The organism is Nonomuraea aridisoli (genome assembly GCF_003236395.1).
Classification (GTDB): domain Bacteria; phylum Actinomycetota; class Actinomycetes; order Streptosporangiales; family Streptosporangiaceae; genus Nonomuraea; species Nonomuraea aridisoli.
The window spans coordinates 1-9,820 of record NZ_POUD01000318.1 but is presented as its reverse complement, the minus strand read 5'-3'; the positions used below and the strand labels follow the sequence as shown (position 1 = coordinate 9,820).

Here is a 9,820-nt window from a genome sequence, read left to right as displayed (position 1 = left end):
ACCACGGACCCCGCCACGGTCACCCGGACGGCCCTCGCCATCCTCGACCGCTTCGACCTCACCCGCCCCATCCGCCTGCTCGGCGTGGGCGTCGACTACACCATGCCCGAGCAGTGAACCTCAGCGCCCCTCAGCCCACCCGCGTCACCGTCGCGTAGAACGCCGAGCGCAGCTCCTCCTCCGCCCGCACCAGCTCCCGCAACTCCTCATCCGACACCACGACCTCGTCGCCGTACGGCTCCACGGCCTCCACGTACGCCAGCGCCCGCCACACCACGGCCGGATCATCCCGGAACTGCCCGATCCCCGTGTTGCACGGCAGGCACAACGCGTACCGCACCTCGCCCGTACGGTGACAATGATCCACATGCTCCGGCGGCCGATCCCAGCACACCACGCGGAGCCACCGGCCCGCCCTCACGCCGCTCGGGAAGCACCACGAACTCCGGCCAGAGCAGCTCACCATCGAGATAGAGCGCGGCCAGCTCCAGCAGCACCGTGTTGTCGCCGAAGTGGCCGAGCCCGTTGTTGCAGTTGAAGCAGAGAACACCCCGGACCTGCCCGGTCCGGTGACAGTGGTCGACGAACGTGCCAGGGACGGCCCGGCAGACGGCGCAGAGCCCGCCCTGACGGGCGAGCATGCGCGCGAAATCGTCGTCGGTGATGCCGTAGCGGTAGCGGAGCAGGTAGCTCCGCTCGCTGCCGTGGTTCTTGGCCTTGTTCTCGCGGGCCACGATGGTGTGGCACTGCTTGCAGTAGGTGGTGAGTCCGTCTTTGGCGGTCCGGTTACGGCCGAAGTCGGCCCGGGGCTTGATCTCGGAACAACGGGGACAGAACTTGTGATCTTCGGGGACCTGGACCCGTTCGCGCACGACCTTGCCCTGCTCGGCCCTGCGCTTGCGGTAGCTCTCCTGTGAACGCCTCCGGAAGCAGGTCTTGCAGTAGCGCGCCAGCCCATCGGCCAGGCGGGCATTGCGCCCGAACTCGGAGACCGCCTTGAGCTCCCCGCAGTCCGGGCACCGCTTCACCGCACCGGAGTCGTCCACCCGAGCCGCCCCTCAGATTTCGGACAAACCCGCCTATTCCCCGCCCTTCTGGACATAGCTCCTCACGAATTCCTCTGCGTTCTCTTCGAGGACCTCGTCGATCTCGTCCAGGATCGCGTCGACGTCGTCCGTGAGCTTCTCCTGACGCTCCTGGACGTCGGGCGCCGCCGAAGCCTCGGTCTCCTCAACTTCGGTCTCGCGCCGACCGGTCTGCTTCTGGCCGCCGGTGTCCTTGGTTGCCATGTCGTACCTCCGCTTGGGGGACTGCCTCTACGGATATCTTCCCCGAACCGGGCGACATTTCGCGCCGATCGCCCGGTGATCTTGCATGGTAGATCAGATAGCAATCCTATCCAATCTTGAATCCCCGAAACCGCAGCAGATCGGGATGTTCCGGACACCCTGCGGCGCGCCGAAGATTCTCGCGTCACTCGCCGCCGGTGAGCGCGGCGACGAGGTCGGCGGCGGTCTCGCACCGATCGAACAGCTCGCCGACGTGCGCCTTGGTGCCGCGCAGCGGTTCGAGGGTGGGGACGCGCTGGAGCGACTCGCGGCCGGGGATGTCGAAGATGACGGAGTCCCAGGAGGCGGCGGCGACCGATTCGCTGTATTGGCGCAGGCATCGGCCGCGGAAGTAGGCGCGGGTGTCGTTGGGCGGGTGTTCGACGGCGCGCTGGACCTCTTCCTCGGTGACGAGCCGCTGCATGCGCCCGCGGGCGACGAGGCGGTTGTACAGGCCGCGGTCGGGCCGGATGTCGGAGTACTGGAGGTCGACGAGCTGGAGTCTGGGGTGGGACCAGGCGAGGCCGTCGCGGCTGCGGTAGCCCTCGAGGAGTTCGAGTTTGGCGACCCAGTCGAGTTCGGTGGACAGCTGCATGGGGTCTTCGGCGAGGCGGGTGAGGACGGATTCCCAGCGGTCGAGGATGTCCTTGTTCATCTCGTCCTGGGCGGTGCCGCGTTCTTCGACGAATTTGCGCGCTTGTTCGAGGTATTCCATCTGCAGCTGGACGGCGGTGAGCTTGCGGCCGTCGCGCATGGGGATCTCGTAGCGGCAGGTGGGGTCGTGGGAGACGGCCCGCAGGGCTTGGACGGGGTTCTCGACGGTGAGGTCGCGGGTGAGGAAGCCGTCTTCGATCATGGCGAGGACGAGGGCGGTGGAGCCGAGTTTGAGGTAGGTGGAGATCTCGGACATGTTGGCGTCGCCGATGATCACGTGGAGGCGCCGGTATTTCTCGGGGTCGGCGTGGGGCTCGTCGCGGGTGTTGATGATGGGCCGCTTGAGCGTGGTCTCGAGGCCGACTTCGACTTCGAAGAAGTCGGCGCGCTGGCTGATCTGGAAGCCTTCGCCGCGGGAGTCCTGTCCGATGCCGACTTTGCCGGCGCCGACGACGACCTGTCGTGAGACGAAGAAGGGGGTGAGGTGGCGGACGATGTCGGCGAAGGGGGTGGCGCGCCGCATGAGGTAGTTCTCGTGGCAGCCGTAGGAGGCGCCTTTGGCGTCGGTGTTGTTCTTGTAGAGCTGGATGGGGGCGTTGGCGGGGATGGCGGACGCGCGGGTCGCCGCGTCGTACATGACCCTTTCGCCGGCTTTGTCCCAGATGACGGCGGCCCGCGGGTTGGTGCATTCGGGCGCGCTGTACTCGGGGTGGGCGTGGTCGACGTAGAGCCGAGCGCCGTTGGTCAGGATGACGTTGGCCAGACCCAGGTCCTCGTCGGTCAGCTGGGTCGGGTCGGCCACCTCTCTGGCCAGGTCGAAGCCGCGCGCGTCGCGCAGCGGGTTCTCCTCCTCGAAGTCCCATCGTGCTCTGCGCGCGCGAGCCGCCGAGGCGGCGAGGTAGGCGTTCACGACCTGGGAGGAGGTCACCATCGCGTTGGCGCCTGGCTGGCCGGGTACGGAGATGCCGTACTCGGTCTCGATGCCCATCACCCGACGCACCGTCATGCAACACCCTCTGTTCGTCCGGATCTGTCTATCCGCCGTTTATATGCCCGAGCCTATGCCCTTCACAGTGCCCCAGGGTCACAGAGTTATGGCACCGACGCCTTTTGGACCTCTACGGCGGGAGCTGCTGGGGTTTCTGGGCGTCTGCGGGGCTTGAGAAGCCGCTGGATGGGGCGTTCGGCAAAGGAGTAGACGAGATATGACAGGAGAATCGCAGCGAGTGTCGTGATCGTCGCGGTCGCCCACGGGGGCAGGTCGCCGGCGAGCAACGGGATGAGGGCCACGGCGACGGCGCTGTGGAAGAGGTAGAGCGGGTAGGTGGTGCCGCCGAGCGCGGTGAGGAGCCGGGAGGACTTGAGCCGGAGCATTCCGAGGGCGGCCAGCGACATCGCGATGTAGATGAGGGTGATGGTGACGATGACGCTGGTGTCGGTGACGGGCATGTTCTTGAAGCCGGCCAGGTCGATACGGCTGTGGACGCGGTCGAGGGCGGAGCCGATCGACAGGGCGAAGCCGGCGGCCACGTAGAGCCAGGGAAGCCAGGCGCTGCCGTGTTTGTGGATGAGGTAGAGGGCCATGCCGGCGATGAAGTACGGCGCGTAGTTCGGCATGACGATCTCGTTGAGGAGGCCGTCGTCGAGCAGCCGGGCGCCGATGACGGCGGCGAGCCAGATGCCGGCGAAGGCCAGGACGCGTCCGTACGTGACCCCGATGATCACGAGGATGGAGATCAGCAGGTAGAAGCGGAGCTCGGCCCAGAGGGACCAGTAGACGCCGCTGGCGTCGGTGATCTTGAACAGCCGCTGGAACATGGTGGCGTTCACCAGGTACTCCCCTGGTGAAAGTTTTGGGTCGAGCGGCTTGGCGGCGGTGAGCCCGTAGAGGGCCGCGATGGCGGCGAGGCTGAGCCAGTACGCGGGGTAGAGCCGGACGAGGCGGGAGCGGGCGAAGGCTCCGAGGCCGCGTCCCCAGACGCTCATGAGGATGACGAAGCCGCTGATGATGAAGAACAGTTCGACGCCGAGGATGCCGAGCCCGGCGAGGGGGGCGAGGGCCGGGAATAACTCGGCCGGCCGGTCTCCCCAGACGGAGGCGTACGCGACCAGGTAGTGGAAGGCGACGACCGCCAGGGCGGCGAGGAAGCGGAGGAGGTCGAGTTCGGCCAACCGGCCGTCCCCCCGCGCATGCTTCGGCCGGTTAGGTGAATGCACGCTCCTTTGACGTCACTTCGATCACTTTGGTTCCACTGGTCCCTCTGTTCCCACGAGAAAGACGCGTGACGTCCGGTCGAGGGCGAGCGCGGAGCGGGCTTCGGGGGTGAGGGCGAGCAGTCCGGCGGCTCCGGCGGCGCCGCAGGCGGACAGATGCACGCCGTGTGCGGCCAGTTCCCGGGCGGCGGCGCATGCCTGCTCGTCGGTGACGGTCATGTAGAGGTCGGCGAGGCGGGTGAGCAGGCGGTGGGCGATCAGTGAGGGTTCGTGGCAGTCGAGCCGGCCGAGCGTGGTGGGCGCGCCGGCGACGCGTACGGGGCGGCCGGCGCGGGCGCTCTCGATGAGGCAGGGCGCGCCTTCGGGTTCGACGACCACGATGCGGGGCGCCTCGCCCCAGCGGTCGCGCACGTACGCCGCGGCGGCCGCGGCGAGGCCTCCGACGCCCGCCTGGACGAACACGTGCGTGGGTTCGGGGCAGGTGTCGGCGAGTTCGTCGAACAGGACGCCGTAGCCCCGCATGACGAGGAGGGGGACGCCGGTGTGGCCCTCCCAGGAGCTGTCGGCCACGAGCCGCCAGCCGTGCTCCCCGGCGGCGTGGAGGGCGGCCGCCATGCTCGCGTCGTAGTCTCCGCCGCTGCGGCGCACGTCGGCGCCGAGGGCGCGCAGCCGCTGGGCGAACGTCTCGGGGACGTCGTCGCCGAGGTACACGACGCAGGGCACGCCCGCCTCTGCGGCGCCCCAGGCGACGGACAGGCCGTGGTTGCCGGCGCTGGCGCAGACGAACGGCGGGCCGCCGGGGTCGCGCTGGGCGAGCTGGTGGACGGCGTAGGCGCCGCCGAGGGCCTTGAAGCTGCCGAGGCCCATGCGGGCGCTCTCGTCCTTGACGTAGGCGGCGTGGGCGCCGGCGAGCCCGGGGATGGTGTGCACGGGGGTGGGCCGGTAGCCGGGCCGCCGGGAGAAGTGGGCCCGGGCCCGGCGCGCGTGCCCGGCCGCGATGAGCTCACGCTCGGTGTAGGGGGCGCGGCCGGGGTTGGCGAACTCCATGATCGCCATGGTAGGCCGCGGGTGGCGCCCCGGACAGACGACAGGGCCGCACGGTTATGCCGCGCGGCCCTGTCGTCAGGGTCCTACAGGTACTGACCGGTGTTGGCGACCGTGTCGATGGAACGGCCTGCCTCGGTGCCCTGCTTGCCGGAGACGAGCGTGCGGATGTAGACGATCCGCTCGCCCTTCTTGCCGGAGATGCGGGCCCAGTCGTCGGGGTTGGTGGTGTTGGGCAGGTCCTCGTTCTCGGAGAACTCGTCCACGCAGGCCGTGAGCAGGTGCTGCACCCGCAGGCCCTTCTGGCCGGTCTCGAGGAACTGCTTGATGGCCATCTTCTTGCCCCGGTCGACGATGTTCTGGATCATCGCGCCGGAGTTGAAGTCCTTGAAGTACAGGACTTCCTTGTCGCCGTTGGCGTAGGTCACCTCGAGGAAGCGGTTCTCCTCGCTCTCTTGGTACATGCGCTCGACGACGCTCTGGATCATCCCCTGGATGGTGGCCTCGCGGGAGTCGCCGTGCTCGGCGAGGTCGTCGGGGTGCAGAGGCAGGTCGGACACGAGGTACTTCGAGAAGATGTCCTTGGCGGCCTCGGCGTCCGGCCGCTCGATCTTGATCTTGACGTCCAGGCGGCCGGGCCGCAGGATCGCCGGGTCGATCATGTCCTCGCGGTTGGAGGCGCCGATGACGATGACGTTCTCCAGGCCCTCGACGCCGTCGATCTCCGACAGCAGCTGAGGGACGATGGTGTTCTCCACGTCGGACGACACGCCGGAGCCTCGGGTCCGGAAGATCGAGTCCATCTCGTCGAAGAACACGATCACCGGGGTGCCCTCGGAGGCCTTCTCACGCGCCCGCTGGAAGACCAGGCGGATGTGCCGCTCGGTCTCGCCGACGTACTTGTTGAGCAGCTCCGGGCCCTTGATGTTGAGGAAGAAACTCTTGCCGGACTGGCCGGTCTTCTCCGCGACCTGCTTGGCCAGGGAGTTGGCGACGGCCTTGGCGATCAAGGTCTTGCCGCAACCGGGCGGGCCGTAGAGCAGCACGCCCTTCGGCGGACGGAGCTTGTGCTCGCGGAACAGGTCGGAGTGCAGGTAGGGCAGCTCGATGGCGTCCCTGATCTGCTCGATCTGCCGCATGAGGCCGCCGATCTCCTCGTAGGAGATGTCCGGGACCTCCTCCAGCACCAGTTCTTCGACTTCGGACTTCGGAATGCGCTCGTAGACGTAGCCGGAACGAGGTTCGAGCAGGAGCGAGTCACCGGCCCTGATGGGCTGGCCGACCAGCGAGTCGGCCAGTCGCACGACGCGTTCTTCGTCGGCGTGCGAGATGACCAGCGCGCGCCTGCCCTCGTCGAGCAGTTCTTTGAGCATCACGATCTCGCCGACCTCTTCGTAGCCGAGGGCTTCGACCACGTTGAGCGCCTCGTTGAGCATGACCTCCTGGCCACGCCGCAGCGAGTCGATGTCGACACTGGGGCTGACGTTCACCCGGAGCTTGCGGCCTCCGGTGAACACCTCGATCGTGCCGTCTTCTCGGGCCTCGAGGAAGGTGCCGAAACCGGATGGCGGCTGCGCCAGCCGGTCGACCTCCTCCTTGAGGGCGACGATCTGGTCCCGGGCCTCCTTGAGCGTTGCGACCAGGCGTTCGTTCTGGCCGGTCACGGCCGCGAGATTCGCCTGTGCCTCGTGCAGACGCTCTTCGAGGACCCTGGCCTGACGGGGTGACTCGGCCAGCTTCCGCCGCAGCGCGGTGATCTCCTCCTGGAGGAAGGAGACCTGTGTTGAAAGATCAGCGACCTCCCGTTCGCGCTGCGCGGCTCGAGCCTCAGCATCATCGCGAGCTGCCACGCCCCGTCACCTCCTTCCCAGTCGAGGGCGACTACTTAGGACCTTACCTATCTCGGGCCCCTCCGTAACCTGGCCGGGCAGTGTTCGTAGAGTGACATTCAGTATTCGTTGAATAATCCCCAATAGGGCGTTTAATACTCCCAGCATATGAACACGGTCATCTGTTCCCGTGTCACGCACCAGCGCACCCTCGTGGCCAAATTGTCATAGTTCTTCGGTGGTCCCCTTCGGTCGTCGGCGGCGCGGCGGCGGGGTGACGCCGTCGGCCATGCGACGGGCGGTGACGAGGAACCCGGTGTGGCCGATCATCCGATGATCGGGTCTCACCGCGAGTCCTTCGACGTGCCAGTCGCGAACCAGGGTCTCCCACGCATGGGGCTCGGTGAAACACCCGTGATCGCGAATGACCTCCACAGTCTTGGACATCTGGGTGGTCGTCGCGACATAGCAGCAGATGACCCCACCGGGGGTGAGCGCCTTGGCGGCGGCGTCCACGCACTCCCACGGGGCGAGCATGTCGAGGATGACGCGGTCGACGTCGGCCTCGTCGATCGAGCCGACCAGGTCGCCGACGACCAGCCGCCAGTTGTCGTCCATCGGGCCGCCGTAGAACTTCTCGACGTTCTTGCGCGCCACGTCGGCGAACTCCTCGCGGCGCTCGTAGGAGGTCACGTGGCCCTCGGGGCCGACGGCGCGCAGCAGGAAGCAGGTGAGCGCGCCGGAGCCGACGCCGGCCTCGATCACCCGGGCGCCGGGGAAGATGTCGGCCATGCCGACGATCATCGAGGCGTCCTTCGGGTAGATGACGGCGGCGCCGCGCGGCATCGCGAGCGTGTAGTCCTGCAGCAGGTGACGGAAGGCGAGGTACTGGGTGCCGCCGGAGGAGCGCACGACGGAGCCTTCAGGCTGCCCGATCAGGTCGCTGTGGGGGATGGCGCCCTTGTGGGTGTGGAAGACGCCGTCCTCTTTGAGCGTGATCGTGTGGCGCTTGTTCTTGGGGTCGGTGAGCTGCACCTGATCCCCCACCTGGAAAGGCCCATGCCTGCGGAAACCCATGGCGGCAAGGTTATAGGGCTTTCGGGGGCGTCAGGACGCGCGATATCTATGGGGGATGCTCCCTCGCGACGTGATCTCCACCGGCTCTCTCATCCTGCGCCCACCGGGCGAGTCCGACCTCGAGGACATCGTGAAGATGAGCGACGACCCGGTGACCGCGCGCTTCCTGCCGCTGCTGGCGCAGCCGTACCGGATCGAGCACGCGCGCGAGTACCTCGGCATCGCGGCGGCGCGGTGGCAGGACGGCGGGGCCGAGTACGCGATCACCGAGGGCGGCCGGCTCGTCGGCTCGATCGGGGTGCGGCCGCCCGACCACTGGGGGGTCGCGGAGATCGGCTACGTGGTGGCGCCGTGGGCGCGCAACAGGAACGTGGCCGCCACGGCGGCGCGGGCGCTGACGGACTGGGCGTTCGACCACGGGCTGCGCCGGGTCGAGCTGCAGGCCGAGGTGGAGAACGTGCCGAGCCTGCGGGTGGCGTACAAGGCGGGGTTCCGCGAGGAGGGGCGGCGGCGGGAGGCCAAGCGGCTGCGCGACGGGCGGTACATGGATCTGGTCACCTTCGCCAGGCTCAAGGGGGAGGCGGCGCCGCCGGCGGAACCGTACCTGCCGTTCTTCGAGGGCGGGGAGCTGAACGACGGCGTGGTGCGGCTGGTGCCGCTGACGGTCGAGGACGCGCCCGACTACCACCGGATGATGGCCGACCCCGGCGTGGCCGCGTACGCGGTGAGCCCGCCGGGCACGCTGGAGGACGACGAGCGGCGCTGCCGGTACACCGGCTACTGGTGGGTGTCGGGTCAGCGGGTGGAGCTGGCGATCCGCGACGCGGCCTCCGGGGAGTTCGCCGGGCACGTGCAGCTGACGCAGGTGCTGCCGCCGCTGGCGCAGGCCATGGTGGGCTACTCGCTGCTGCCGTCCCACCGGGGCAAGGGTTACATGACGCGGGCGGTCCGGCTGCTGGTGGACTGGGCGTTCGCCAACACGCCGCTGCACCGGATCGTGGCGGGCACGGACGTCGGCAACGTGGCCTCGCACGCGGTGCTGGAGCGGGCGGGGTTCCGGCGCGAGGGCGTGCACCGGGAGTTGTTCCCGAAGCCGGACGGCACGCGGGCCGACGACGTGGAGTGGGCGCTGCTGCGATCGACGTGGCGGCGGTAGCGGTTGCGGTCGGCCGCGCGCCCCGGCGACATGGTCCGAAATTTCCGCTTTCTTGCCCAGGGCGGCGCCGGGAGCGATAGTCGGGGCAGCCGCACGTGACGGCCTCTGTCTCCCCGCCTCCGTTTCCGAGGGACGACCGCGATGCCCCAGCACAGTGTCGATGTCGCCATGCGTGAACTCATCGCCGCGTTCTCCTGTCTGGACGGCGAGCGGCTGCTCGACCGGCTGGCGCGGGCCGCGGCGGCGGTCGGGGGCACGTCGTGCGCGGGGTTCGTGTGGGTGGACGCGCTGGGCACGCGGGCGCGCCCGGTCCACGTGCACGTCCCGCCGGGCGATCCGCTGCGGGTGCGCCGGTGGCTGAGCGAGTCGGGGGTGCTGAAGGAGCTCGCGGTGTCCCGGGCGGCGGTACGGCTGCCGCGCGACGCCGCGGTGGGCGAGCCCGGGTTCCTGGCCGTGGCGGTGCCGGTGGTGGCGCGGGAGCGCCTGTTCGTGTGGGTGGCGGGGCGGGAGTTCGGGGA

General features: G+C 68.8%; 10 protein-coding genes. 2 read left to right on the top strand and 8 right to left on the bottom strand.

The window, feature by feature from the left end; translation table 11 throughout:
• Positions 1 to 130: 130 nt before the first annotated feature.
• The 8 genes from C1J01_RS51625 to C1J01_RS41965 form a co-directional block, all read right to left on the bottom strand.
• On the bottom strand, positions 131 to 340 hold the full coding sequence (locus C1J01_RS51625; RefSeq protein WP_220040379.1) for an endonuclease domain-containing protein: 210 nt from the start codon (positions 338 to 340) through the stop codon (positions 131 to 133).
• The gene (locus C1J01_RS51620; RefSeq protein WP_111184619.1) at positions 285 to 1,046 is read right to left on the bottom strand and encodes an endonuclease VII domain-containing protein; all 762 of its coding nucleotides are present in this window, start codon (positions 1,044 to 1,046) and stop codon (positions 285 to 287) included. Before C1J01_RS51620 ends, C1J01_RS51625 begins: the two co-directional genes overlap by 56 nt.
• A 33-nt stretch (positions 1,047 to 1,079) precedes the next feature.
• Positions 1,080 to 1,289, bottom strand: a complete 210-nt coding sequence (locus C1J01_RS41990; RefSeq protein ID WP_020547596.1) for a ubiquitin-like protein Pup — start codon at positions 1,287 to 1,289, stop codon at positions 1,080 to 1,082.
• A 184-nt stretch (positions 1,290 to 1,473) separates the two neighbouring features.
• Positions 1,474 to 2,988, bottom strand: coding sequence for a depupylase/deamidase Dop (dop, locus tag C1J01_RS41985; protein WP_111184618.1), 1,515 nt, complete (start codon positions 2,986 to 2,988; stop codon positions 1,474 to 1,476).
• 86 nt (positions 2,989 to 3,074) lie between these two features.
• Positions 3,075 to 4,154 carry an acyltransferase family protein gene (locus C1J01_RS41980; protein WP_235855028.1) on the bottom strand — a complete coding sequence of 360 codons (1,080 nt, stop codon included), beginning with the start codon at positions 4,152 to 4,154 and terminating at the stop codon, positions 3,075 to 3,077.
• A gap of 66 nt (positions 4,155 to 4,220) precedes the next feature.
• Positions 4,221 to 5,243, bottom strand: coding sequence for a pyridoxal-phosphate dependent enzyme (locus C1J01_RS41975; RefSeq protein ID WP_111184620.1), 1,023 nt, complete (start codon positions 5,241 to 5,243; stop codon positions 4,221 to 4,223).
• 83 nt (positions 5,244 to 5,326) lie between these two features.
• Positions 5,327 to 7,090: a proteasome ATPase gene (gene arc, locus C1J01_RS41970; protein ID WP_111184616.1), complete on the bottom strand. Its 1,764-nt coding sequence runs from the start codon at positions 7,088 to 7,090 to the stop codon at positions 5,327 to 5,329.
• A 204-nt stretch (positions 7,091 to 7,294) separates the two neighbouring features.
• Complete coding sequence (locus C1J01_RS41965) at positions 7,295 to 8,146, bottom strand: tRNA (adenine-N1)-methyltransferase (RefSeq protein WP_111184615.1); 852 nt, start codon at positions 8,144 to 8,146, stop codon at positions 7,295 to 7,297.
• Positions 8,147 to 8,201: 55 nt separating this feature from the next.
• Here C1J01_RS41965 and C1J01_RS41960 point away from each other — a divergent pair, with 55 nt between their 5' ends.
• Together C1J01_RS41960 and C1J01_RS41955 are read left to right on the top strand one after the other, a co-directional pair.
• Complete coding sequence (locus C1J01_RS41960; RefSeq protein WP_111184614.1) at positions 8,202 to 9,302, top strand: GNAT family N-acetyltransferase; 1,101 nt, start codon at positions 8,202 to 8,204, stop codon at positions 9,300 to 9,302.
• A 168-nt stretch (positions 9,303 to 9,470) separates the two neighbouring features.
• A partial coding sequence (locus tag C1J01_RS41955) for a hypothetical protein (RefSeq protein WP_146615921.1) occupies positions 9,471 to 9,820 on the top strand: 350 nt, incomplete at its 3' end.

Excerpts from the sequence above, each read along its gene's own strand:
- C1J01_RS41990 (WP_020547596.1), bottom strand. The coding sequence starts at position 1,289 with ATGGCAACCAAGGACACCGGCGGCCAGAAGCAGACCGGTCGGCGCGAG.
- C1J01_RS41960 (WP_111184614.1), top strand. The coding sequence starts at position 8,202 with ATGCTCCCTCGCGACGTGATCTCCACCGGCTCTCTCATCCTGCGCCCA.
- C1J01_RS41965 (WP_111184615.1), bottom strand. The coding sequence starts at position 8,146 with ATGGGTTTCCGCAGGCATGGGCCTTTCCAGGTGGGGGATCAGGTGCAG.
- dop (WP_111184618.1), bottom strand. The coding sequence starts at position 2,988 with ATGACGGTGCGTCGGGTGATGGGCATCGAGACCGAGTACGGCATCTCC.
- C1J01_RS41975 (WP_111184620.1), bottom strand. The coding sequence starts at position 5,243 with ATGGAGTTCGCCAACCCCGGCCGCGCCCCCTACACCGAGCGTGAGCTC.